The 25230-nt window shown below is 68.1% G+C and carries 20 protein-coding genes; 13 read left to right on the forward strand and 7 right to left on the reverse strand.

The features are described from left to right. Window positions 1-4 precede the first annotated feature (4 nt). Together IG171_RS17175 and IG171_RS17180 are read right to left on the reverse strand one after the other, a co-directional pair. Window positions 5-964, reverse strand: coding sequence for a response regulator transcription factor (locus IG171_RS17175; RefSeq protein ID WP_212128543.1), 960 nt, complete (start codon window positions 962-964; stop codon window positions 5-7). Then, the gene (locus IG171_RS17180; RefSeq protein ID WP_249203784.1) at window positions 964-1761 is read right to left on the reverse strand and encodes a hypothetical protein; all 798 of its coding nucleotides are present in this window, start codon (window positions 1759-1761) and stop codon (window positions 964-966) included. The genes IG171_RS17175 and IG171_RS17180 overlap by 1 nt, the downstream gene beginning before the upstream one ends. A gap of 177 nt (window positions 1762-1938) precedes the next feature. On the opposite strand from IG171_RS17180, the gene IG171_RS17185 reads away from it, so the two are divergent. Next, window positions 1939-2220 (forward strand): hypothetical protein, encoded by a 282-nt coding sequence (locus IG171_RS17185; protein WP_212128544.1) that lies wholly within the window; start codon window positions 1939-1941, stop codon window positions 2218-2220. A 200-nt stretch (window positions 2221-2420) separates the two neighbouring features. Here the strand turns inward: IG171_RS17185 and IG171_RS17190 are convergent, their stop codons facing one another. The 3 genes from IG171_RS17190 to IG171_RS17200 form a co-directional block, all read right to left on the reverse strand. Beyond that, complete coding sequence (locus tag IG171_RS17190; protein ID WP_212128545.1) at window positions 2421-4667, reverse strand: cation-translocating P-type ATPase; 2247 nt, start codon at window positions 4665-4667, stop codon at window positions 2421-2423. Beyond that, entirely contained in the window at window positions 4667-4879 is a 213-nt protein-coding gene (locus IG171_RS17195; protein ID WP_212128546.1) for a heavy-metal-associated domain-containing protein, read from the reverse strand. Before IG171_RS17195 ends, IG171_RS17190 begins: the two co-directional genes overlap by 1 nt. 86 nt (window positions 4880-4965) lie before the next feature. Beyond that, on the reverse strand, window positions 4966-5259 hold the full coding sequence (locus IG171_RS17200) for a metal-sensitive transcriptional regulator (protein WP_212128547.1): 294 nt from the start codon (window positions 5257-5259) through the stop codon (window positions 4966-4968). Window positions 5260-5371: 112 nt separating this feature from the next. Here IG171_RS17200 and IG171_RS17205 point away from each other — a divergent pair, with 112 nt between their 5' ends. From IG171_RS17205 to IG171_RS17225, 5 genes are all read left to right on the forward strand, one after another. Beyond that, the gene (locus IG171_RS17205; RefSeq protein WP_212128548.1) at window positions 5372-7156 is read left to right on the forward strand and encodes a 2Fe-2S iron-sulfur cluster-binding protein; all 1785 of its coding nucleotides are present in this window, start codon (window positions 5372-5374) and stop codon (window positions 7154-7156) included. 172 nt (window positions 7157-7328) lie between these two features. After that, window positions 7329-9221 (forward strand): ATP-binding protein, encoded by a 1893-nt coding sequence (locus IG171_RS17210; protein WP_212128549.1) that lies wholly within the window; start codon window positions 7329-7331, stop codon window positions 9219-9221. Window positions 9222-9466: 245 nt separating this feature from the next. Further along, window positions 9467-10684 carry an acetyl-CoA C-acetyltransferase gene (locus tag IG171_RS17215; protein ID WP_212128550.1) on the forward strand — a complete coding sequence of 406 codons (1218 nt, stop codon included), beginning with the start codon at window positions 9467-9469 and terminating at the stop codon, window positions 10682-10684. Window positions 10685-11006: 322 nt separating this feature from the next. Then, entirely contained in the window at window positions 11007-11741 is a 735-nt protein-coding gene (locus IG171_RS17220) for a response regulator (RefSeq protein WP_212128551.1), read from the forward strand. 146 nt (window positions 11742-11887) lie between these two features. Continuing rightward, window positions 11888-13822: a penicillin-binding transpeptidase domain-containing protein gene (locus IG171_RS17225; RefSeq protein WP_212128552.1), complete on the forward strand. Its 1935-nt coding sequence runs from the start codon at window positions 11888-11890 to the stop codon at window positions 13820-13822. A gap of 125 nt (window positions 13823-13947) precedes the next feature. On the opposite strand, the gene IG171_RS17230 is transcribed toward IG171_RS17225, so the two are convergent. After that, window positions 13948-15513, reverse strand: a complete 1566-nt coding sequence (locus tag IG171_RS17230; RefSeq protein WP_212128553.1) for a succinic semialdehyde dehydrogenase — start codon at window positions 15511-15513, stop codon at window positions 13948-13950. A 48-nt stretch (window positions 15514-15561) separates the two neighbouring features. On the opposite strand from IG171_RS17230, the gene IG171_RS17235 reads away from it, so the two are divergent. The 4 genes from IG171_RS17235 (at window position 15562) to IG171_RS17250 (ending at window position 20629) form a co-directional block, all read left to right on the forward strand. Further along, window positions 15562-16821 carry an amino acid deaminase/aldolase gene (locus IG171_RS17235; RefSeq protein ID WP_212128554.1) on the forward strand — a complete coding sequence of 420 codons (1260 nt, stop codon included), beginning with the start codon at window positions 15562-15564 and terminating at the stop codon, window positions 16819-16821. Window positions 16822-16823: 2 nt separating this feature from the next. Beyond that, complete coding sequence (locus IG171_RS17240) at window positions 16824-18251, forward strand: D-arabinono-1,4-lactone oxidase (protein ID WP_212128555.1); 1428 nt, start codon at window positions 16824-16826, stop codon at window positions 18249-18251. Between the two features lie 60 nt (window positions 18252-18311). Beyond that, a complete protein-coding gene (locus IG171_RS17245; RefSeq protein ID WP_212128556.1) occupies window positions 18312-19691 on the forward strand; it encodes an MFS transporter in 1380 nt (459 codons plus the stop codon). A 158-nt stretch (window positions 19692-19849) separates the two neighbouring features. Then, entirely contained in the window at window positions 19850-20629 is a 780-nt protein-coding gene (locus IG171_RS17250) for a transcriptional regulator (protein WP_212128557.1), read from the forward strand. A 117-nt stretch (window positions 20630-20746) separates the two neighbouring features. On the opposite strand, the gene purB is transcribed toward IG171_RS17250, so the two are convergent. Then, entirely contained in the window at window positions 20747-22180 is a 1434-nt protein-coding gene (purB, locus tag IG171_RS17255) for an adenylosuccinate lyase (RefSeq protein WP_212128558.1), read from the reverse strand. 419 nt (window positions 22181-22599) lie between these two features. Here purB and IG171_RS17260 point away from each other — a divergent pair, with 419 nt between their 5' ends. The 3 genes from IG171_RS17260 to IG171_RS17270 are packed head-to-tail and all read left to right on the forward strand — an operon-like array spanning window position 22600 to window position 25051. Then, window positions 22600-22845, forward strand: coding sequence for a hypothetical protein (locus IG171_RS17260; RefSeq protein WP_212128559.1), 246 nt, complete (start codon window positions 22600-22602; stop codon window positions 22843-22845). Next, the gene (locus tag IG171_RS17265; RefSeq protein ID WP_212128560.1) at window positions 22842-23537 is read left to right on the forward strand and encodes a hypothetical protein; all 696 of its coding nucleotides are present in this window, start codon (window positions 22842-22844) and stop codon (window positions 23535-23537) included. Before IG171_RS17260 ends, IG171_RS17265 begins: the two co-directional genes overlap by 4 nt. Next, complete coding sequence (locus tag IG171_RS17270; protein WP_212128561.1) at window positions 23534-25051, forward strand: hypothetical protein; 1518 nt, start codon at window positions 23534-23536, stop codon at window positions 25049-25051. Before IG171_RS17265 ends, IG171_RS17270 begins: the two co-directional genes overlap by 4 nt. Window positions 25052-25230: the final 179 nt, after the last annotated feature.

Consider the following 25230-nt stretch of genomic DNA (forward strand, 5'->3'; position numbering starts at 1 on the left):
GCGATCAGCCTGCGAAGCGGTAGCCGAATCCGCGAACGGTTTCGATCATGCTCGCCCCGATCTTCTTCCGCAGACGCTGGATGTGGACGTCGACGACACGCGAGTCGCCGGCCCATTCGTAGCCCCAGACGGTGAAGGCGATCTTCTCCCGGGAGTACACATGCTCGGGCTGCTCGGTCAGCAGCAGGAGGACCCGCAACTCGGTGGGGGTGAGGTGGACCTCCTCACCGTCGACCTCCACCGTCAGACGCCCCGTGTCGAGGACGAGAGAGCCGAGGCGGGTGCGGAAGGGCCCCAGCCCGCCGTCGCCGGTTCCCGCCTGCGCCGACGGGGCACCGTCGGGGCGCGGAGGGATCCCGGAGCCGCCGATGGCATCCTCGTCGTCGGCATCCTCGGGGCCGGTGGTGAACCTCCCGCCCGCGCCGAGGTAGGTGTCATCGGATTCGAGCTGGGCCCGCAGTCGATCCTGGGTGTCCATTCCGGGACTGGCGCCGAGCACCTCGGGGATGCCGTCGCCGGTGACCATGCCGCCGGGACCGATCACGGTCTCGTGCTCGTCGTCGGGGTCGGGGGCGGGCGAATAGCCGAGCTTGTCGGTGCCGGTGGTGATGAACCGGCGGACGACGGCGCGGATCCGAGCGTTGAGGACCTGCATGTCGAAGGGTTTGGTCAGGTAGTCGTCGGCTCCGGCCTCGAGAGCTTGGACGATGTCGATGGCATCGGAGCGGGCGGAGATGATGATGATCGGGATCGTCGAGCGCTCACGCACGGCACGGCAGATGGAGGCGCCGTTCATCGTCGGCAGCATGAGGTCGAGGAGGAGGACGTCGGCGCCGTTGGCGGAGACGAATTCGTATCCCTCGCGGCCGTCGGCGAAGGCCGAGACCGTGTAATCGAAGCGTTCGAGCCCGATCTGGGTCGTTTCCCGGATGACCTCGTCATCCTCGACCAGAACAATATGCATTACGTTTCTCCATTTAGCCGCGTGAAGCGTTGACCTGGTTCAAACCTACCGTCGTGCAGGCGGAAGACCTGCACCGACCATCCCGAGGGGCAGCAGGCATCGTCGCCATCGGCGAACATCGCCTCCTGCACCACCAGTGTCCCATTCTTGCCCGGACTGAGTGTGAGCTGATTGCCGGTGGCGATGAGCTCCAGCCGGGGTTTGCCGTCGTGCTTGCTGATCACCGCGCCCGCGATGACCTCGTCGCGCTGCTTCGGATTCGCCACCGTCACGACCTGGAACTTCTCGTCGTCGCTGAGGAAGGGTGTGGAGAACTTCAGGCACTTCTTGCAGTCGGCGACGACCTCCGCCGTCTCGCTGGCGCTGCCGGTGACCGCCACGCCGGAGGTGTCCTCGATCGTCCTGCGGATCTCCTTGAGGGAGAACGGTTCGTTCGGCGGACCGGCGTCGGTGCTGTCGGGGGCGAAGAGAGAGGGGGAGGGGTTGCTTTCGGGAGAGACCTTGAGGCCGCGATCGGGGCCGCACGCGGCGAGCGAGAACGTCATCATGGTGACGAGCAGCAGGGCCGCGAGGCTGCGCAGGCGGGTGCAGGCCGAGGCGACGCGGTCGGCGGCGTGAGCGCGCGGGAGGTCGGCATGAGGCCCCGCGGCAGGCTGGCCGGAGGCGGCGCGGGCGCAGTCTTCGCGACCAGGCCGGGTCGCCTGGCCGGTGCGAAATGGGCGCGACGCCTCCCCGGAGGCGTGTCGAGAGGGGGTGGACACACATTCATTTTTGCCTGTTCGGAGCCTGTAGTCCACCCGATCGATCGTGCAGGCGAGTCGGATCCCGCCCGTGCGGCCCGTGGTCGGGCGCTCTCCAGTGCCGTCAAGGCGACTTGCGCCAACCTCGGCGAGGGCGTCGCGACGCTTCGGCGGCGGTTGTGACCTCTGGCACCGTATGGGTCGGCTCTCAGCTCGGGCCGGTAGACTGGAGGCATGGCGCCAACGAACACACCGAAGAAGAAGTCCTCAGGCGGCAAGCCCACGAGCACCGTGTCGTACAAGGACGCGATCAAGGTCGGCGTCTTCTGCGGCATCGCGACCCTGGTCCTCGCGCTCATCGTCACCCGCTCCTGGCAGGACCCTCGAGCCTTCGGCTACGCATTCATCTATGCCGGCGCGGCCTTCGTGGTGGTCGCCGGCTTCGCAAGCTACCTCAACTGGGTGATGCGCAAGGACACGCAGAACAAGGACCAGTCCTACCCCGTCCTCAAGTAGCACCGTCCTAGTTCCCTCTCCGGAGGATTTCAAGGGAAAGGAGTGTAGGTTTCAGTGACGAAAACCTACACTCCTTTCCCTTGAAATGTCTCCAGCGGCGGAGGGCGGCCCGCCCGGAGCCCGCCTGAGCTGCCGGAGCCCCCTGAGCTGGCCCGGAGCCCGCTTGAGCTGGCTCGGGGGGTTCCGGAACCGGCCCGGTTCTACTCGAAGCGCAGGAGGCGGAGGCTGTTGAGGATGACGAAGACCGACGAGAAGGCCATGGCCGCCCCGGCGATCATCGGATCCAGCAGGCCCAGAGCCGCGATCGGAATCGCCGCCGTGTTGTAGGCGAAGGCCCAGAACAGGTTGCCCTTGATGAGGCTGAGGGTTCTGCGCGAGAGCCGGATGGCCTGTGGGATCTGCCGCGGATCGGACTTGACCATGGTGATGTCCGAGGCGGCCATCGCTGCGTCCGTGCCCGAACCCATCGCGATGCCGAGGTCGGCACCTGCCAGGGCCGCGGCATCGTTGATCCCGTCTCCGACCATCGCCACGGCCTTGCCCCTCTCCTGGAGCTCGGTGACCACGGAGACCTTGCCGTCGGGACGGACGTCCGCCCGCACCTCGGTGATCCCGAGTCTCTCGGCGACGACTTCGGCGGCTTGGGCGTTGTCCCCGGTCAGCAGCACGGTATCGAGGCCCAGCGAATGCAGCTCGGCGATCGCATCGGCCGCCGAGGGCTTGGCCTCGTCGGCGACGAAGCTCAGGCCCCGGAAACGGCCGTCGATCGCCAAGGCCACGATCGTGGCCCCGCGGTGGCCGGAGTCGTCGGGGGCGTGGACGTCGATGCCGTGCTCGCGCAGCAGGCCCGGGCGACCGGCGAGCACATCGGCCCCGTCGATCGTGGCCCGCAGACCGCCGCCGGCGATGTTCTCGAAGTTCGTGATCTCCGCAGACCCGGCCGGCGTGCTGTCAGAAGCCTTCGTCCCCGCCGTCGCGCCGACGATCTCGGGTGCGGCGGCGACGATGGCCCGGGCGATCGGGTGCTCGCTGCGGGACTCGAGTCGGGCCAGGACCTCGAAGTCCGGGGCCGACAGCTCGGTGCCGGCCAGGCTCATCACCCCTGTGGTCAGGGTGCCGGTCTTGTCGAGCACGACCGTGTCGATCGAGCGCGTCGACTCCAGCGCCTCGGGCCCGGAGACGAGGATGCCCAGTTGGGATCCGCGCCCGGACGAGACCGCCAACGCGGTCGGCGTGGCCAGACCCAGTGCGCAGGGGCAGGCGATGATGAGGACCGTGAGACCGGCGTGCAGGCCCATCGCCCAGCCGCCGGTGACCAGCCCCCAGACCAGGAGCGTGGCCACGGCGATGGCGAAGACGATCGGGACGAACACCGCCGAGATCCGATCGGCCAGGCGAGCCACGGCGGGCTTGCCGGTCTGCGCGCGGCTGACGAGATCGGCCATGGCCGCCAGCGTCGTATCCGCACCCACCCGTGTGGCCCTGACCTCGAGCACGCCCGAGGTGTTGATCGTGGCCCCGGTGACCGTGTCGCCGGGAGCGACCTCGACCGGCACGGATTCGCCGGTGAGCATCGCCTCGTCGATCGCCGAATGGCCGGTGAGCACCTCGCCGTCGGTGGCGATCTTCTCGCCGGGGCGGACGAGGAAGACATCGCCGACGACGAGCTCGTCGATCGGCACCTGCACCTCGGTGCGGGGGTCGTGCGCCGTCCCCGATCCCGACGCCGCGCCTGCGGGTCCGGACCCCTCCCGCAGCACGGTCGCGGACTTCGCCCCGAGGTCGAGCAGGGCCTTGAGCGCCGCGGTTGCGCGGGTCTTCGCCCTGTCCTCGGTGAGCTTGCCGATGAGCAGGAACACCGTGATCGCCGCGGCGGCTTCGAACCACACGTGGTACTCGGCGGGAATCGACCAGCCCCAGCCGTCGAGCACCGCACGGCCGAGGGTGACGTAGGAATACCCGCTGGCGACGATGATGCCGACGCTGACCAGGGTGTCCATGGTCGTCGACCCGCCTCGTGCGGCCTTGTGCGCCGCCGAGTGGAAGGGCCAGGCGCCCCAGGTCACCACGGGCAGGGCGAGGACGGCGACGATCCACTGCCAGCCGGCGAAGTGCCAGCCCATGACCATCGAGATCGCCACGATCGGCACGGCCAGGATCAGCGAGCCGATGAAGCGCGGCCGCAGGTGTCGCGGATCGTAGTCGACGATCTCCGGTCCCGGCCCGCTCGTCGAGGCCTCGCGCACCGTGGCCCCGTACCCGGCCTTTGCGACGGCGGCGGTGATGTCGTCATCGGACAGTTCGGAGTCGATGACAACGTGCGCGGTCTCGAGCGGCAGGTTGACCTCGGCGGAGACCCCGTCGAGGCGGCTGAGTCTCTTCTCGATCCGGGCCGAGCAGGATGCGCAGGTCATTCCCGTGATGTCGAGATCGACCTCGCGGGGCATCACTTCACCTCGTAGCCGGCCTCATCGACGGCGGCGCGGATGGCCTCCTCATCGAGCTCCTCCGCCGAGGTGATCGTCACCGGGGAATCGCCCCCGGCGTTGAGCTCGACGGCGACGTCGCTGACACCCGGCAGGCCGCCGAGCTCTTCCTTGACAGCGGCCTCGCAGTGTCCGCAGGTCATTCCCGTCACTGTGATGTTCGTGGTGGTCATTGCATTCTCCTATCAGCTGTGAATGGTGCCCGAATGCCGATCCCCAAGCGTCGTCCCACCCTTCGGGGCGGACGCGGCCGGGCGGTTCAGCTCTTGATGAGTCGGGCGATGGCGGCTGATGCCTCCTCGATCTTCTTCCGCGCGGCCTCGTCGTCGCCGGAGCCGGCGGCGTCGACCACGCAGTGAGCGATGTGCTCCTCGAGGAGGTTGATGGAGACCGCGTGCAGCGCGGCTGTCGCGGCGGAGACCTGGGTGAGGATGTCGATGCAGTACTTGTCGTCATCGATCATCTTCCCGATGCCGCGGACCTGGCCTTCGATCCGCTTCATCCTCCGCGCGAGGGCGTCCTTCTGCGGGGTGTATCCATGGTGCTCAGTCATGTTCACACGGTATACCCCTACAGGGTATGAGTCAATGGACCCCCGCCGAGGCGGCTGTGCGTTTGCTCTCATCGTGGGCCGGGCGTCTGCTGCGACTCCTACAATCGTAGGTATGCGTGTTGCCAGACTCTTCCGTTTCCCGGTGAAGGGCTTCCCCGCCGAGGAGCTCACCGAAGCGAGGGTGGTCAAGGACCGCGGGATCCGCGGTGACCGGGTCGCCGCGTTCACGAACGGCAGCCTCGACGTCCCCGATGATGCCTGGCACTCCTATTCGGCGTTCACGGTTCTCAAGAACGACACCGAGCTGCAGAAGTGGCGCGTGGCCGTCGCCCTCGCCGAGGCGGCCGACGTCGAATCCGCCACCGTGACCCTGACGGACCCGGCAGGGGAGTCGACGACGTTCGCCACCGACGATCGGGAGTCGAGGGCCGCCTCGGCGCGCTTCCTCTCCGAGCGCATACCCCCTCAGGGTGACTTCCCGCGAGGGCTGGCGGTCGCGGACCAGGGGATGTTCGACTCGCAGAAGTCGGGGATCTCGCTCATAAATCCGGCCACGGTCGCCGCGATCGCCGACACCGACGAGGGCCGGGCCGCTCTCGGCGCCGCCGCGGACGGTCTCGACCCGCTGCGCTTCCGCGGCAACGTTCTCCTCGACGGTCTCGAGCCCTTCGCGGAATTCGCGCTCGTGGGTTCGATCATCCGCCTCGGCGGGGTGCGGCTGGCGATCCGCTCGACGATCGAACGCTGCCCGGCGACGACGGTCAACCCCCGGACCACCGCCGTCGATGTCAACGTCCCGCGGGTGCTCAACTCCGCGTGCGGGCACCTGCACTGCGGGGTCTACGGTCAGATCCTCGAGACCGGCGAGGTCGCCGCCGGCGACGAGATCGTCATCGAGGGCCCGGCCCCGCGTGAACTGATCAAGGTCGCCCGCAGCCCGCGGTTCATGACCGTGGTCGGCCGGCAGAGGATCTGCAACGACATCGTCGAGGTGGCTCTGCGTGACGATCTCGGCTGGATCCGCGAATTCGACGAACCGGGTACGAATCTGCGCGTCCACCTCGACCTCGGCGCACCGTTCTGGCGGACCTATACGATCACCGAGGTGGACGACGACATCGTCCGCATCGCCGTGCGCACGCAGGGCAGAGGCTCACGGGCCGTGGCCGAGCTAGCGGCCGGCCAGCGCATCCTCACCTCCGGCCCGCACGGAACCATGACCGCCTCCCGCGTCTTCGGCGGGACGACGGCCCTGGTTACCGCCGGCATCGGCATCACCCCGAGCCTGGGACTGCTGCGGGCCGACGGGCTCGGGGAGCTGCCGGCCACCGACCGGATCCGACTCTTCCACGTCGACCGCGACCACCGGACCGCCTGCCTGTGGAACCGTCTGCAGGAGCGGGCCGGCGGTGGCAGCATCCCCGTCGAGGCCCACCACCGCGACACCGCGACCGCCGGAAGGCCCAGCCACCGGGAGCTCGTCGACTGGGTGGCCGGCTGCGACAACGTCATGGTCTGCGGACCCAGGGACTTCACCGCGGCCGTGCTCGCCGCCAGCGCCGAGGCCGGGGTCCCGGCCGTCCACCAGGAGACCTTCGCCTCCCCGAACACAGGGATGAGCGAGATCATCGCCGGCTGCTCGGCCGCCGAGGTGACGCTGGAGAACTCAGGGACGAGCTTCGTCTGGGAACCGAAGGAGGGCACCCTGCTCGAGTCCCTCGAAGCCCGCGGATTCGGCTCCCCGAGCTCGTGCCGGGGCGGGTCCTGCGGCACCTGCGCGGTGTCGCTGGCAGCGGGGTCCGTGCTCTACCCGATCGAACCGGCCGCCCGCGTCGGCGACGACGAGGTGCTCGTGTGCTCGGCGGTGCCGGCCGGGCCGATCCGCCTCGCGCTCTGACGGGCACCGGTGTCCGGTCCCGTGACCGGACCCGCGCCCGGGCTCTGATCTCGGTTCTCGACTCGGCCGCTGACCAGGGGAGATCCGGCCGCTGATCAAGGATGATCCGGCCCCTGACCAGGAGAGATTCGGTCCCGCCGAGGCGCGTTTCACAGGTGGCACAATGGGTTCCATGCCCAAGCAGAAGCGATCCATCATGTCGAAGGGACCCGCCGGACCGGTGGGACGCCTGAGCCGGTGGGTCCGCTTCGGGGTGGCCGGACGGATCATGTTCGCGAACTCGATCATGCTCGTGGGCATCATGGTCCTGACCACGAGCCTGCTCTACATTCAGCTCTCCCAGCTGAACACGAAGCGCGAACAGGACCTGATGGGTTCGGCCGCGGACAATATGTCGCTGTCCCTCGGGCTCGTCGGCACCGGTGAGGCCGGGCACGACGACTTCCTCGACGCCGAGTCCAGGACCGATGTCGAGACCATGCTCAACAACGTCATCAGCCAATACGGCTTCGATGTGGCCGCCGTCGTGCCCATCGACTTCCTGCTCACCCCGCCCACCCTCGGCTCACCGAATCGGCAGCAGACGTTCGACGAGAAGATCGTCTCGGCGAACTCCGGGAGGATCCCCGAGGACTCGATCGACCAGCTGGCGCAGTCCGTCGACGAACAGGCCCTGGAGAACGGTGAATCGCGCGTGAGCTTCATCGACGACGGCGGACCCGGCGACGGCACCATGTACGTCATCACCCCGGTCCACGCCGAGCACGTCGGCGCCGACGAGGTCAGGCGCGACACGGTGGTCGGCGCCGTGATCGTCGGCAGCTCGGCCGACTCGGTCCGCGAGGGCTTCATGGCGCAGAGCAAATGGCTCATCGGCATCGCCGTGCTCACCCTCGCCCTCGGCATCGGCTCGTCCTGGGTGACCTCGCGGGGACTGCGCAGAGTCACCGGCGACTACGGCGCCGACGAGCTGAGCAGCATGCTCGACTTCTACTCCTCGGTGCTCAAAGCCGTCTCCGAGGGCCTGCTGCTGGTCGACCGGTCAAGGGGGATCGTGCTCATCAACTCCGAGGCCAGGGAGCTGCTCGGCCTGACGGCGGGCGGGGACGATGCGGACCCGGCTCCCGCCTCGGCGGTGGATGCGCCTCCCACCGAGGCCGCGACGGTGGGCACCCCGCTGGACGAGCTCGACCTGCCCGGGGCCCTGCTCGATCTGCTCGCCTCCGGCCGCTGGGCCCGGGACGAGATCCACTACACCGACGATCGGGTCCTCGTGGTCAACCAGCAGCCCACCGAGGCCGCCAGCGACACCTGGGTCGTGACCATGCGCGACCACACGGAGCTGGCCGAACTCTCCGGCGAGCTCGTCTCCGTCCGCTCCTTCTCGGATTCCCTGCGGGCCCAGACCCACGAATACGCGAACCGGCTGCACATGGTCGTGTCCCTGCTCGAGACCGGGCACGTCGACGAGGCCATCGACTTCGCGGCCAAGGACCTCGACGATCTCAACCGGGTCAAGGGGGACGGGTCGATGACCTTCGACCATCCCGTCCTGTCGGCACTGCTGCTGTCGAAGATCGCCCAGGCCGCCGAGGAGGGCATCGAGATGACGGTCGACACCGCCGAACTCACGGGCCGCCTCAGCGGGGACGACCGTGATCTCGCGACGATCCTCGGCAACCTCATCGACAACGCTTTCGACGCGCTGAGCAGGCAGGACGTTCTGCCCGAGGACAAGAGGGTCCATGTCAGCCTGTCCGGATCCGGTGGTGCCGGGGGATTCACGGTCGAGGTCAGCGATGACGGGCCCGGGATCGACGAGGAGCACGTCGACGCGATCTTCGAGCGGGGCTGGTCGACGAAGCACGACGGGGTCGAGACCGACCAGGGGCAGGGCCATCAGCAGACGGGCACGCGCGGGGTCGGGCTGTCGCTGGTCGTCCAGGCGATCCGGCGGCTCGGGGGAGCCGTGGACGTGCAGGGCCGCGGTGAGGAAGGCGACCGATTCAAGGGCGCCGTGCTCACCGTCTGGCTGCCCGACGCCGATCGGGACGCTGACACCTGAGTCCGGACGCCCCCGCGCTTGGATTCGGCGCGCCCGCGCCTGGGTTTGGCACGCCCGCGCATGAGTCCGGCACGCCCGCGCATGAGTCCGGGGCACCCGCATCTGGGTCGACATGCCCGCGCATGAGTCGGGGACGTCCGCGCCGGGGTCTTGATGAATGAGAACGATCGCGGTCATCCGGTCGCGGCGACTTAGACTGCACCGAGGACAGACACGGCCGCAGGAGGCCGAGGAGTGGAGGAGCCATGGACCAGGACATCGTCGTTTGCGAGCCGCTGAGGACCCCGATCGGAGCCTTCGGCGGACAATTCCGGGACATCCCCGCCCACGAACTCTCCGCCACCGTCGTCCGAGAGCTGATGAGCCGGACCGGGCTCGACCCCGAACTCGTCGCCGACGTCATCATGGGTCAGGGCTACGCCACCTCGGAGGCCCCGTGCATCGGCCGAGTCACCGCACTCGACGCGGGACTGCCCGTGACCGTGCCCGGCAAGCAGGTCGACCGGCGCTGCGGTTCGGGTCTGCAGGCGGTCGTCGACGCGGCCATGGTCGTCGGCTCCGGCAACGGCGACTTCGTCATCGCCGGCGGTGTCGAATCCATGTCACACGCCCCGTTCTACAACGACACCATCCGGTGGGGCGTGCGCGGAGGCAACGCGGACTTCATCGACTCGCTCGGACGCGGACGGACCACTCCGGGCGGAAAGTTCCACCCCGTCGAGGGCGGAATGCTCGAGACCGCGGAGAATCTGCGCCGGCAGTACTCGATCGGCCGTGAGGAACAGGACGAACTGGCCTTCAACTCCCATCAGCGGGCGGCCGCGGCGGCAGCCGATGGGCGGTTCGCCGAGGAGATCGTGCCCGTGACGATCCCCGCCACCCGCAAGGTCGCCGAACACCAGGTCGAGACCGATGAGCACATCCGCCCCGACACCAGTCTCGACAAGCTCGCGAAGCTGCGCCCCATCCGCGGCAAGGTCGACGACGAGGCGACCGTGACCGCCGGCAACGCCTCCGGCCAGAACGACGGCGCATCGGCTGCCATCGTCACCACTCGTGCCGCCGCCGAGGCGAACGGCCTCAGACCGCTCGGCCGCCTGGTCAGCTGGGCCGTCGCCGGTGTGCCCCCGGAGACCATGGGCATCGGCCCGGTCCCGGCCACCGCCCGGGCGCTGGAGAAGGCCGGCCTCGAGCTGTCCGACATCGACCTCATCGAACTCAATGAAGCCTTCGCCGCGCAGGCGCTCGCCGTCACTCGCGAATGGGGCCTGGGCCAGGGCGACTTCGATCGACTCAATGTCAACGGTTCGGGCATCTCTCTCGGCCATCCCGTCGGCGCCACCGGCGGCCGGATCCTGGCCACCATGCTGCGCGAGATGGACCGCCGCCAGGCCCGCTACGGCCTCGAGACCATGTGCATCGGCGGCGGCCAGGGCATCGCGGCCGTCTTCGAACGCGTGTGAGTCACGCCGCGGTCTGTTTTCACGGCAGAAGAATGTAGAAATCCGGCCCGAAATCATACATTCTTCTGCCGGCAAATGTGCCTGCCCGGCTCGGCGTGGCGTGCTGCGGGCCCGTGCATGATGCCCCAGGCCCTGAGTGCTGCAGGGCCGCGCGTGTCCCAGGCCCGTGCGTGCCCCAGGCTCGTGAGTGCTGCAGGCCTGGGCCTGCCCCAGGCCCATGCGTGCCACAGGGCCGTGCGTGTGACAGGTCTGTGCCGCTGATGTGGCTGGGCTGGAACACGAACCGAGGAGCCACTGAGCGGGCTGAAGCTAGACTGACAGCATGTCCAACTCAACTGCGTCCGAATCGAGTATCGGTGTGCTCGTCGTCGAGGACGAGGCCGTTGCCGCCCGTGCTCACGCGAAGTATGTCGATCGTCTCGACGGCTATCACGTCGCGGGAGTGGCGAAGAACGCCACTCAGGCGATGGCCGCTCTGACGGGTCAGATCTACGGTCTCGAACCCGAGGGCATCCACCTCGTGCTCCTCGACATGAATCTGCCGGACGGACACGGGATCCAGGTCTGCCGGGCCATCCGCGGCCAGCGTGTCGACGTGGACATCATCGCCGTGACCGCGGCCAGGGACATGCAGATCGTGCAGGAGGCCCTGTCCTACGGTGTCGCCCAGTACATCATCAAGCCCTTCACCTTCCCCGTCTTCAAGTCGAAGCTCGAGGCGTACTCCTCCTTCCGCAATCGCCTCGGCGGGGACTCGAACGACGGCGAGGTCACGCAGACCGAGGTCGACAAGGCGATCTCGGCCCTGCGCACCCACACCGTGGCCGCCACCGCCAAAGGCGTGCCCGATGCCGTGCAGACGGAGGTCAGGACCCTGCTCGGTGAGAACCCGGGACAGTCCGCCGCCGAGGTGGCCGAAGGTCTCGGAGTCTCCCGGGTCACCGCTCGCCGCTACCTCGAATCCATGGCCGATGCCGGCATGCTCGAACGTCGCCCCCGCTACGGCGCCGCCGGTCGCCCCGTCCTCGAATACACCGTCGTCGCCGACGCGACCTGAGCCCGCCCGTCCCCTTCCGAACGGTCCATCGGGCCTGATCCCGTCCACGCCCGAGTCCGTCCACGCCCAAGGCCGCGCAGGTCGAGACCGCGCGTGGCAGACGTCGCGGAATGGACACGGCGGTCGCCTCGGCGCAGGATGGACTCATGTCGAAGAAGTCGCAGGTGTGGTTGTCCGTCTCGCTCGTTCTCGTCCTGCTCATCGGCGCGGGTGCCTTCGCCGTCTTCCGACTCCCGATGCTCAAGTCCACCGCCGCAGGGGAGGCCGCACGCGATCTCGCCGAGGGGCAGCTGTCCTCCGATATCTGGCATGACAGCGATCTGGCCCAGGGGCTGTTCGATCGGGTCACGAAGTCGCTGGGCAAACGGGTGGACCTGCGATCGGTCACCGTCGACGACATCACCGAAGCCGATGGCCAGACCGTGGCAGAACTCGACTGGACCTGGGCGAACCTCGACGGTGAGGCCTGGAGGTACAGCTCCGAACTGCCGTTGAAGAAGAACGGACTGTTCTGGTGGGCCGACCTCACCGAGGCGGCCCTCCACCCCGAGCTCGGCAGCGGTGGCAGCTTCGAGCTGCGCGCGAATCCCGGCCAGCGGGGGAAGATCCTCGGAGCCGATGATGCAGTGCTCATGGAAGAGGGCAGGGTCATCGACATCGGTGTCCACCCGAACCGCCTCGAACCCGACACCCTCGACTCGCTCGTGAGCGGCCTCAATTCCGGCGTCGACTCCCTCGACCTCGATGCCGACGAGCTGGAGGACGAGGTCGATGAGGCCGAAGGGGACCAGCTCGTGTCCGTCGTGACCCTGCGTGAGGACGACTATGAAGACGTCAAGGACAGCATCCACGACCTGCCCGGCGTCCTCTTCTCCGAAGACAGTCAGACGCTGACCCGCACCCGCGGATTCGCGCAGGCGACCCTCGGCTCGGCCGGACCGGCCAGCGCCGAGGACATCGAGAAGTCCCAGGGCGGGGTCATCGCCGGCGACATCGTCGGCCGCACCGGGCTGCAGAAGACCTTCAACGCCCGTCTCAGCGGTCCCGGCAGCGTCGAAGTCTTCGCCAAGGGGGACTCGAGCGACGACAGCGGCAAGACGAAGCTGACGAGCCTGCACTCCTTCGAGCAGAAGGACGGCGAGGACGTTGAGACCACCCTCGATGCGGAGATCCAGAATGCGGCGGACGAGGCGGCCGCGGCCGCGGAGAACCCGGCCGCCGTCGTCGCCATCCGCCCCAGCAGCGGTGACGTTCTGGCCGTGGCCAACCACGACCCGGACGGCGCTGCCTGGGACCGGGGTCTGACCGGCCAGTACGCCCCGGGATCGGTGTTCAAGATCGCCTCGGGCCTCGCACTCTCAGAGGCGGGAGTCTCACCGGGCGACGACATCGACTGCCCGAAGACGGTGACCGTCGGCGGCAAGGAATTCAAGAACGCCGAGGACGAGGTGCTCGGAGACATCAGCTTCGCGAAGAATTTCGCCCAGTCGTGCAACACGGCTTTCGTCTCCTCGGGCGAGGAGGTCACCGGCGACGAGGTGGCCGATGCGGCCGCCCAGCTCGGCATGACCGGCGCGCTCGGAATCGGGGCGAAGATGGCGTCGGTGCCCGCCGCAGACGACGAAGTCACCCACGCTGCACAGATGATCGGTCAGGGCAAGGTGCAGACCAGCCCCCTGTCCGTGGCGACGATGGCCGCTTCGGTGCAGGCCGGTGAGACGGTGACACCGCGACTCGTCCTCGGAGATGCGCTCGAGGACAGCGGTGCCGACGCGTCCGACGACGCGGCTGGCGACGACGAGGCCCCTGCCCTCGATGAGGACGCGGCGCAGGAGATCTCGGATATGATGCGCCGGGCCGTGACCGAGGGAACGGCGACGAAGCTCAAGGACGTGCCCGGCGACCCGGTGCACGGCAAGACGGGAACGGCCGAGTACGGGGATGAGATTCCGCCGCGCACGCACTCGTGGTTCGCCGGGTTCCAAGGCGACCTGGCTGTGGCCGTCCTCGTCGAGGACGGGGGATTCGGCGCCGAGGCGGCCGTGCCCGTGGCCAAGGAATTCTTCGACACCATCAACTGAGGCACAGGCGCGATCCCCGCCGAAGCAGTGGTCGCATCCGGATGCAAAACCGATCTCGTATCCGAACTCGATCACTTCCCACTTGAGGACGAGGGCTGATCTCGGCACTGGCACCCCTGCCGCAGCTATCGCATGCGCAGGGCCCGCATCACCGACAGCGCACCGGTCATGAGGGCTGCGAACCTCTCCTGATCGAGACCGCCCGAGGGTGCGATCGGGTGGAGTCGCTGCTCGGCGATCGTATGCGTGTGCATGAACTGGTGGATGCCCTCGATCCCGTGACGGTGGCCCAGCCCCGAGGCCTTGACTCCGCCGGCCGGTGCCGCAACCGAACCCCAGCTGGCCGGGTAGACCTCATTGACATTGACCATTCCCGCCGCCACGTTGCGGGCGGTCTCGCGCCCGCGGGAGCGCGAGTACACCGAAGCGCTCAAACCGTATTCGCTGTCATTGGCAGCGGCCACCGCCTCGGCGTCCGACGACACCGGGTAGACGGCCACGACCGGGCCGAAGGTCTCCGCCTCGTGCAGGTCGGCTGAAGCGGGAACATCGGTGAGCACGGTCGGGGCATAGAAGAAGGGGCCGCGCTCGGGCACGGTATGCCCGCCGGCGATGACCGTGGCACCGACCTCTCGGGCCTGCTCGACATGAGCGCTGACCCGTTCGAGCTGCTTCGGTCCGGCCAGAGTCCCCATCCCGGGGCCGAACGCGTAGTCGGCGCTCAGGCTCAGATTGCGGGCCGCCTCGGCGAAGTGGGCGCAGAAGACGGGGTAGAGGTCCTCATGGACGTAGATGCGCTCGATCGAAATGCACAGCTGCCCGGCCGAGGAGAAGCTGCCGCGGACGGCGCCCTCGACGGCGGCGGGCAGTTCGGCGTCCGAGAGCACGATCATGGGATTCTTCCCGCCGAGTTCGAGCGCGGTCGGCAGCAGCCGCTGTCCCGCCTCGGCGGCGATCGACCGGCCCGCGGCCGTCGAACCGGTGAATGAGAGCCCGTCGGCTCCGGCCATGAGCGCGGGCCCGACCTCGTCGACGGTGCCGGGCACGAGCTGCCACACCTCGGCGGGCAGGCCGGCGGCGATGGCGAGGCGGCGCATGAGGATCGCGGTCAGGCTCGTCTGCGAATCCGGTTTGTGGACGACGGCGTTGCCGGCGGCCAGGGCCGCGAACAGGTCGGTTGCGCCCAGGGTCAGCGGGTAGTTCCACGGCGTGATGAACCCGATCACGCCCAAGGGGGTGTGGGTGACCTCGGTGCGGGTGAGGACCGGGATCGCCCCGCGTCGCCGCTCGGGTCGGAGGTACCGAGGGGCCATCACCCCGTAGTGGCGCAGGACGTTGAAGGTGTCGAGGACCTCGTCATAGGCGTGGATGCGGGCCTTGCCGGTCTCGAACTGGATGATGTCGAGCAGCAGGGACTCGTGCCGGGACAGCGAGGCGTGCAGTCGCAGCAGCACCTTCGCCCGGTGCTCGGGCGACTGGGCGGCCCAGGCTCGGGCGGCGATGGCCGCGGTCGCATAGGCGGCCTCGACGTCGGCGGCGGTGTTCTGGGCGAAGCGATCGTGCTCCTGGGCGGTGAATGGTTCGGCGCTGCGGAATCGCGGGCCCGATCCCGAGGCCTCGGCATAGGGATCGGTGTCGAGGAAGTCACGCAGGGCCGCGGTGACGTGGGTGGAAGCGGATTCTGATCTCATCGGGTTCCTTCCCGCAGGCTCGGCTCGTCTGCGGATAGACTACCGAACATGGTTCCGAGTGATCTGCGTCTCGCGCTGGACGGAATCGGCGCCCCGACCGCCGTGATCGATCTCGCGGCCTTCGACTCCAATCTCGAGGCCCTGGCGAAGCGCGCCCGCGGGCTGCCGATCCGGGTGGCCACGAAGTCCCTGCGCACGCCGGCGGCGATCGAGCGGGCGCTGAGCCATCCCGCCTATTCGGGGGTGCTCGCCTATTCCGTGCCCGAGGCGCTCACCCTCCACGCGCGCGGCATCCGCGACATCGTCATCGGCTATCCGAGCCTCGACCGTGAGGGACTGGCCGAGCTCCTCGCCGACGCGGAGGCGCTGGGCGATATCACCGTGATGATCGACTCCGTGGCCCACCTCGACGTCATCGACGACGTCCGCAGGCAGATCGCCGAGGCGGGGGAGGGCGTCGCCGAGGCGGGGCGGTCCGCGCCCGCGCAGGATCGGGCACCCGCCGAGGCGGCTGCCTCGGTGCGGGTGTGCATCGACGTCGACTCGTCCTTCCGTCCGGCCGAGTCCTGGCTGGGCGATCGGATCCACATCGGGGCGCGGCGCTCGCCGATCCGGGAGGCGGACTCCGCCGTCGCGCTGGCCGAGCAGGTCGCCGCCCGGCCCGGTTTCTCACTCGTCGGCCTGATGTTCTACGAGGGGCAGATCGCTGGCACCGCCGATGCCGGCCGGTCGGCCAGGCAGGCAGTCGTCCGAGCCCTGCAGAGGGCATCGATGACCGAACTCGCCGAGCGTCGTGCCGCTGTCATCGCCGCCGTGCGCGAGGTCGCCGAACTCGAATTCGTCAACGGCGGCGGCACCGGCTCCTTCGAATCCAGCGCCGTCGAGGGCACTCTCACCGAACTCGCGGCGGGCTCCGGGCTCTTCTCCCCCGGGCTGTTCGACGGGTACACGCACTTCCGTCACACCCCCGCCGCCTACTTCGTCACGCCGGTCGTCCGTCGCCCGGCGCCGGGCTGGGTGACGGTGTTCAAGGGCGGCTACATCGCTTCGGGGGTGGCCGGGGCCGACCGAGTGCCGACCATCGCCTGGCCGCCGGGGCTCGAGTATTCGGGTCTCGAGGGAGCCGGGGAGGTGCAGACGCCGCTGACCGGGCCCGGAACCGAGGACCTGCGCATCGGCGACCTCGTGTGGTTCCGTCATGCGAAGGCCGGGGAACTGGCCGAACACTTCAACGGATTCCTCGTCGTGAAGGGATCGTCCATCGTCGAGACCTGGTCGACGTACCGGGGCGAAGGGCTGGTGCTGTGAGCATGGTGAGCAGAGACGGATCCAATCCGCGAGGCGGGGACCGGACCCGACGCGACGCGGGTTCGCGCGGTGGGAGCCGGCGCGACCGGCGCCGAGCCCGGCAGGCATTCAGGAACTGGTCGGGCCACGTCCACGCCCATCCGCACACCCTGGCAAGACCCGCCTCGGTCGAGGCGCTGTCCGACATCGTCGTTCGGGCATCGGTCGCCGGTGAGCGACTGCGCGTCGTCGGCGCCGGTCACTCCTTCACCCCGGTCGCCGCCGGGGGAGACGTCATGGTCAGCCTCGACGAGCTCAGCGGCATCGTCTCCGTCGACGAATCCCGTCGGCGGGTGCGCTTCCACGCGGGCACCCGGCTGCGCGACATCCCCGCCCTCTTGGAGCCCTTCGGCCTGGCCCTGGCCAATCAGGGCGACGTCAACCCGCAGTCGCTGGCCGGGGCGATCTCGACGAGCACCCACGGCACCGGGCTCGGGTTCACCGGGTTCGCCGGCACCGTGACCGGACTGTCGCTCATGGGACCCGATGGCAGCATCCGCGAACTGTCTGCGGAATCGGCCCCCGAGACCTTCGACCTGGCGCGGGTCAGCCTCGGCGTGCTCGGAGTCGTCACCGAGATCGAACTCCAATGCGCATCCGCCTTCGACCTCATCGCCGAGGAGCGGGTGGTCGGATTCGCCGAACTCCTCGATGGGCTGGTCGAGCGGATGAGCGAAGCCGACCACTTCGAGTTCTACTGGTTCCCCCACACCGATACGGCACTGACGAAGACGAACACCCGTGTGGCGCCGGGCGAGGCCGGGCCCGGACACCTGGCGGCGGCGAAGACGCGCAGCACGTGGATCACCCTGCTCGACAAGGAGATCGTGGAGAACCAGGCCCTGCGTCTGGCCGTCGAGCTCGGCGCCAGGGTGCCGGCCGTGGTGCCCGCGATCAACCGCACCGCCCAGGCCCTGGTCTCGGACCGGATGTACCGCGCGGCTGGCCATGATGTGTTCGTGACTCCGCGCCGAGTGCGATTCAACGAGATGGAGTACGCCCTGCCGTTCACCGCCGGCACCGAGGCGATTCGCGAGATCCGGGAGACGATCGAGGCGAAGGGCTGGTCGATCTCCTTCCCCATCGAGGTCAGATGCGCCGCCGCCGATGATGTGCCGCTGTCGACGGCGACGGGGCGGGAGACGATGTACATCGCCGTCCACCGGTTCATCAAGGAGGACTTCGACGAGTACTTCCGCGTCCTCGAAACGATCCTCCGCCGCCACGGAGGCCGACCCCATTGGGGGAAGATCCACAACCTCGCGGCCGCCGAGCTGCGCGAACTCTACCCGCGCTTCGACGACTTCTGCGCCCTGCGGGCACGCCTGGACCCGGAGGCGATGTTCGGCAACCGGTACACGGACTCGCTGTTCGGGCTCAGCCGCCGCTGACGGGACCGGGCGAAGGGAAGGGGTCTCGGCATCCGTCAGTGCCGCTGGTAGGCTCTGGCCATGACCGAGTTCGAGCGGAACCGTCCTGCCTCACCCGCCACGGGAGAGGACCGAAAGAGGGAGAGGGGCCGCCGCCGGTCGATGTTCGTCGCCGCCTTCGGCACCGTCGTTGAATGGTACGACTTCTCGATCTTCTTCTACGTCGCCACGACCCTGACGGTCGAATTCTTCGGCGATCAGACGGATTCGCTGCTGCTGACCCTCGGTGTGGGGGCGGCGGGATTCCTCTTCCGCCCCTTGGGCGCGATGGTCTTCGGCCACCTCGGCGATCGGATCGGACGCAGATCCACACTCATCATCTCCGCTGTGCTCATGGCGATCTCCATGCTCGGCATCGCCGTGATCCCGAACTACGAAGCGATCGGCATCTGGGCCGGCGTGCTCATGGTCACGCTGCGGTGCCTGTCGGGCTTCTCCGTCGGCGCCGAATACACCGGGATCATGGTCTTCCTCATGGAATCGGCCGGAGCGGGCAGACGCGGACTGGCGGCGAGCTGGGCGGCGGCCAACAGTGAGGTCGGCGCGCTGCTCGCGGTCGGTTCCGGTGCTCTGCTGGCCAACACTCTCAGCTCCGAGGCGATGGACTCCTGGGGCTGGCGACTGCTGTTCGTCCTCGGTGCTGTGCTCGCCGCGCTCATGGTGCCGCTGCGGTCGATGATGGAGGAGACCGACACGTTCAAACGGCTGCAGAGGGAGAAGGAGGAGAAGGAGGAGGAGAAGGACCGCTCTCTCGAGCGCTCGCCGCTTCTCACCGCCTGCCTCGAGCAGCCTCGGGCGATCATCGTCGCCTTCCTCATCTCCTCTATCGGCTCGGTCAGCTATTTCCTCAACATCACCTATGTGCCCACCTACATCGAAGAGGTCGCGAAGGTCCCGAACTCCGGTTCGCTGGCCCTGGGCACCGTGGCCGCCGTCGTGGCCATCGTCGTCACCCCCTTCTTCGGGCTGGCCTCGGACCGGTTCGGGCGGAAACCGGCACTGGCCGCGCTCATGGCCGTCTTCGTCTTCGCGACCATTCCCGCCTATGTGCTGCTGAGCAATCCCTCATCGGGCATCGCCGTCGCCGGCTCCGCCTTCCTCGCGATCCCCGCTGCCGGGTGGAGCGCGGTCGCCGCGGCCATGGTGCCCGAACAGTTCACCGGCACGAGCCGGTTCTCGGGCATGGCGATCGGCTACAACGTCGCCACCGTCCTCTTCGGCGGACTCTCACCGCTGATCGCCACCGCGCTCATGTCCTCGACCGGTGTGTCCCTGGCGCCGGCGATCTACGCCACCGCAGTCATCGTCATCGCCGGCATCCCAACCCTCCTGCTCGCCCGCAGCATGGGGCACAAGACCCTCGCCGAGGTGGACGAGGACCCACGTCTCGTCACCGCCTGAGCCCGGTGGGCTCGGCCGGTTGCTTCTGATCGATGACAGAGGTGTCAGTTCTGGCACACGCAGCGAACAAGCCGAGCCGCAAGCGCCCGTAGTTTGGATTCATGACAGGCATTCGGGGCACTGACTCCCGGGTGTGAGAATCCGAATTAGGAGCCACCATGAAACGCGCGAACCGTGCCGCATTCACCGCCGCCGCCCTGCTCAGCTGCACACTGACCTTCTCCGGCTGCTCCCTCATCAGCCAGGCCCTCCCGCAGCAGGACGGAACGGCCGGTGAACAGGCCGAGGCCGACGGACAGGATCAGGGGACCGGATCGACCGAGTCCGAACAGGCGGGCAGCGATGAGCCCGCATCGGACTCGGGCGCCTCGTCGGCCGATGAGGGCTCAGCCGCCTCGGAGGCGGGGACCACCTCGGATGAGGACGCGTCGGGCACGGACGATGGGGCCGGCGGCTCGGAGGAGGGGCAGTCCTCGGGCAGCCAGGCCGAGGTCAGCATCGGCGAAAGCTTCGAGGACCCGGAGATGCAGGACAAGATCGAGGTGCTCTCGGCCGTGCGGAACTTCGACTCGTCCAAAAAGGCCACATCCATCGAACTCGGCGGCGAAGTCGTCCTCCTCGAAGTCAAGATCACACCGGGGCAGAAATACAGCGGACTCATCCAATCGGGAGCCTTCAAGATCTCCGACGACGGGGGCGCCGACTACCGATACGACCAGACCAGCGGCGTCGAAGCCGAGATGAAGGCTGCCGGATACGACCCCTTTGAAGATGTGGCTCGCCGCGACGGCGGAACCCACCAGGGTTGGATCGCCTATGTTCCCGACGAGAAGCAGGACACCTACAAGATCAGGTACGAGCGCGGAGCCGGCAAGGTGATGGGGACCGATGAGAAGGTGCCGGAGTTCACAACGACCTTCGACATCCCCTCCGCCTGATTCGCGACAGGCGACGCCTTCCGAGGCTGGCGAGGTCGGTGGTTCGCGGCCATACGCATCGGGGCCGGTTTCCGAATTCGGAAACCGGCCCCGATGTCGTTGAGAGGATGCCGCTGATCAGGCTTCGCTGAAGGCCTTCCAGTCGGAGACCTCGGCTTCGGCCAGCTGCGCGGCCACACCGACATAGGTGGCCGGAGTCAGTGCCTTGAGCAGTTCCGCACGGTCCTCGGGCAGCCCGAGACCGGAGACGAATTCCTGCAGGTCGGCCTGGTCGATGCGCTTGCCGCGGGTGAGTTCCTTGAGCGTCTCATACGGGTTCTCCATCCCCGGCACACCCTGGAGACCGGCCGCGCGCATGACCGACTGGACGGCCTCGCCGAGGACCTCCCAGTTCGCATCGAGGTCGGCATTGAGCGCGTCCTCGTTGACGGCCAGGGACTTCAGACCCTTGACCAGGTTGTTCAGTGCCAGCACCGAGTGACCGAAGGCGACTCCGATGTTGCGCTGAGAGGTCGAGTCGGTCAGGTCACGCTGCATCCGCGAGGTCACGAGCGTCGACGCCAGGGAGTCGAGCAGGGCGCAGGAGAGTTCGAGGTTCGCCTCGGCGTTCTCGAATCGGATCGGGTTGACCTTGTGCGGCATCGTCGAGGACCCGGTCGCACCGGCCACGGGGATCTGCTTGAAGTAGTTCATCGAGATGTAGGTCCACATATCGGTGGCCAGATTGTGGGCGATGCGGTTGAACCGGGCGATGTCGGCGAAGAGCTCGGCATCCCAGTCATGCGACTCGATCTGCGTGGTCAGTGAGTTGAAGGTCAGGCCGAGGCGATCCTCGACGAAGGTGCGGGCGATCTGCGGCCAGTCCGCTCCCGGGACAGCGGCCAGATGCGCCGAATAGGTGCCCGTGGCCCCGTTGATCTTGCCGAGGAAATCGGTCGCGGCGATGCGTTCGTACTGTCGGCGCAGGCGGTGGATGAAGACCGCGAGCTCCTTGCCCATCGTCGTCGGGGTGGCCGGCTGACCGTGCGTGTGGGCGAGCATCGGAACCTCGGCCAGCGCCGAGGCGGATTCGGCCAGGGTGTCGATGAGCGCCTTCGCCCGCGGCAGCCACACCTGCTCGGTGGCGCCCTTGATCCCGAGCGCCCAGGACAGGTTGTTGATGTCCTCCGAAGTGCAGCAGAAGTGGACGAGCTCGCTCAGGTCATCGGCACCGATCTCGACTAGGGCCTCTTTGACTGTGTATTCGACGGCCTTGACGTCATGGACGGTGACGGCCTCGTGGGCGGCCAATGTGGCAATGGTCTCGGCATCGAAACCGGCGGCGAAGGCCCGCAGACCGTCGACCTCATCGGGAGTGAGGCGACGCACCGACTCGATCACGTGGTTCTGCGCGAGGTGGATGAACCACTCGATCTCCACGGTGATGCGATTGCGATTGAGGGCCGCCTCGGAGAGATGATCGACGAGGTCAGCGGTGTCTTTGCGGTAGCGACCGTCAAGCGGTCCGAGAGCGATGGCTGGCGTGATATCGGCAAGGGAAACAGTCGGCATGGACCCATTTTCTCATGAGCCGCCGCATGGGGCGGAACTCGACCGCTGGGGTGCGCGAGCGAAGCGCGATCGATTCGGGGGACTGCTGTGGTGCGAGCTCACTTGAGTGTGTTCGCCTGTGGAAACGACGGCGACTCCGACGCCTGCGCCCTGTGGACGCTCGAGGGCTGTCCCCAGCCCCCGGACCGGGCCTTCTCCTCCGGTTCGGACCCCGCCTACTCTCAGGGGCATCGCTGATCGGACATCCGGAATTCGGCATCCGGCCTCGGGGCGGGCAGACGTGTCGGGAGCCGAATCGGGGTGTGGGGAGCCGAATCGGGGCCAGCGGATGCGTCGGGTGACGTTCGGGGGCGAGGCGAAGGGGCCCGTGCCGATGCGAGCCGCAGCGGTGGGAGGTCCACCGGTGAGAGGGGAGAACGGTGATCACGGACGAGTTGGCGCGCAATCGCGAGCAGTGGCTGCGTCGAGCTCAGATGCTGCGCTCGCTTGCGCAGAGCTGCCGCGCGATCGACAGCTGGGACTCTCCGGCTGGGCATCTGCTCGAGGACAGAGTGCAGTCGTGCGCGGAGTCGATCGAGGCCCTCGCCGAATGTGCGGACGAACTCGCCGAGGCCTATGAGCTGCACCTGCAGGTCGTCTCGGTGGGAGGACGGATCCAACTGTGACTGTCGCGCCCGAACCCGCCGAGGGGATCGAGAAGTGGATCGTCGTCGACATCGAACGGATCCTCAGGCTGCCCGAGCGTCTGCGTCGCCTCTGGCCGCGCGAACTGCTGCCCCACACCGGCGACGGCAGCACCGGCCCAGCCTCGGCGAAGGACACGGGGCCCGGCCCTGCGGGTGGGGGAATCGCGGGCGACCTCGCTGCCGACGAACCCTCGCAGCGGGAGCTCGATGTGCTCACGGCCTGGGTCGCGGGCTTCGCCGCTGAACTCAACCGCGTCCATGCGCGCGTCACCGTCGTCGTGTCCTCGGGCACCGAGACCGTCCACCTCGCACTCTGCCTCGGCGGGGATTCAGGCCAGGCGGTGCTGGCGCTGCAGGGCGAGGGCTTCGAGACCTTCTCCGGCCATCAGCTTCTGCGCCGGATCGACTCTGGCCGGATCGGTCCCGTCGTCGAGAGGCTGGCGGGACTGATCGAACACGACTGCGTGCTCACACTCAGCTGGGCCGGACGCGAGGCGGCGACGGGACTCGAGTTCCTGCACCGCAGGGACGGGCGCTGGTACCGTCCGGTCATCGAACGTCGCGGCGGCGCCGTCACCGTCGAGACCGAGACCGCGGCCGGTGAGCCGGCTGTGCGGATGCTGGTGGCCGCTGTGCTCACTCGGGCGCTGAAGACGGGATCGCGGCGATGATCGACTCCCGCACCCGCGGCGGCGGGAGGATCACCGTCGACGAGCGCGCAGAGGCCAGCGGTGATGCGCTGGCCGGCGTGATCACCGATATCGGCGATCTGGCCGTCGACGCGGCTGTCGGCGATTTCGACCTCGCGACCCTGCTGACTCAGGTGCCCTCGCCCGTCACGGCGCTCAACCTCGACGCCCGCCGGATCCGCTTCCACCAGCAGCTGGCGGCTTGTCTGCTCGAACTCGAGGTCACGATGCTCGGCGCTCGGGCAGCGGCTTTGGCCTACCGGCAGGCGGAGAGAGGCCTCAGCGAGGTCTTCGGCGGACTGCTCGATGCCATCGGCTACGCCACCGGTCGGGCCATCGCCATCAGCCTGCCGGTGCTCGTCCCGGTCGCCCTGACGGTCGGGACCCAGATCGTCGTGGTGACGAAGATCCTCGACGTCACCGGAGCCGACGATGCCATCGAGAAGCGATTCGGCATCGACCTCGGCACGACCAAGGCGAAGGCCAAGGAGGCTCTGGTCGCGTTCGTGTTCGAGAACTCCGGTGCCTCAGGCGCGGTCATCGAACATGTGCTTCCGGGAATCGTCGTCGGCTTCATCGGGCTGCCGCCTGTCGTGCTGGACACCGACGCCGACCATGCCTTCTGGCCGCACGACTCGCAGTCGATGACGATGTGGCTGCTGGCGGGGGCGAATCGGTTCGGCCTTCTGCTTCCCTCCGATGTGGAGGTGTGGCAGGCCGATGGGCTGACCCCGCCGCATGAGGCGCCGCCGCGTGACCTCGAGGACCTCTACGTCCGCGAAGCGGACCGTCACAGCGGGGCCGACTCGGGACAGGTCCGCATCGAGGAGATCGTCGGCGCCGATGGGACGACCCGCTACATCGTCTACATCCCGGCGACCACCGACTGGTCCGCGAAATCCGGCGACAGCACCACCGATATGACGACGAACGTGCAGGGCATGGCCGGAAACGACACGGTGATGCGCGAAATGGTGCGCCAGGCCATCACCGATGCGGGGATCGGGTCGAACGCCGAGGTCATGCTCGTCGGCTATTCTCAAGGCGGCATCACCGCCGGGTCCCTGGCCGCGGATCCGGCGTTCCTAGCCGACGTCAACGTCACGGCGCTGATGACGGTGGGCGCACCGATCTCGGATTTCCCCGTCGACTCGGGTGTCGATGTGCTGTCCATCGAGCACGAACAGGATCTCGTGCCCGACCTCGACGGCAACGAGAACCCGGCATCCGACAACTGGTCGACGGTCACCGTCGACTACGACCCCGAACAGCTGCGTCGAGCTCCGAGCCTGTCCGATAAGTCCGAGGCCGAACTCGACGACATGTTCGCCTCGGCCGGGGCCGCCCATTCGTCTGCGGCCTATGCCGCCTCGATCGGTCTGCTGCTGCGGGCGGGAAATCCGGCCTTCAACCGCTTCACTGCGAACCATTCGGGGTTCTTCACCGGAGACCTCAAGGACACACGTGACTACCAGGGCAGACGCAAGCACACGTGATCGGCGAAGTGCTCGGACGTGCGTTGGTCGGACGATGGAGCAACTCGGCGAAGACCGACAATTGTCCTCTTGGGCGTTTGGATCTGGACCACATGTGTCGAACTTGGGTCATAGTCTGTTCCTGACCTGCACTTTTGATACTCAAGCCGCTGGGTGAGAGTGGAAAGCAGTGAGTGGAT

Origin of the sequence: Brevibacterium sp. SMBL_HHYL_HB1, assembly GCF_018208375.1 — a bacterium.
Lineage (GTDB): Bacteria > Actinomycetota > Actinomycetes > Actinomycetales > Brevibacteriaceae > Brevibacterium > Brevibacterium intestinavium.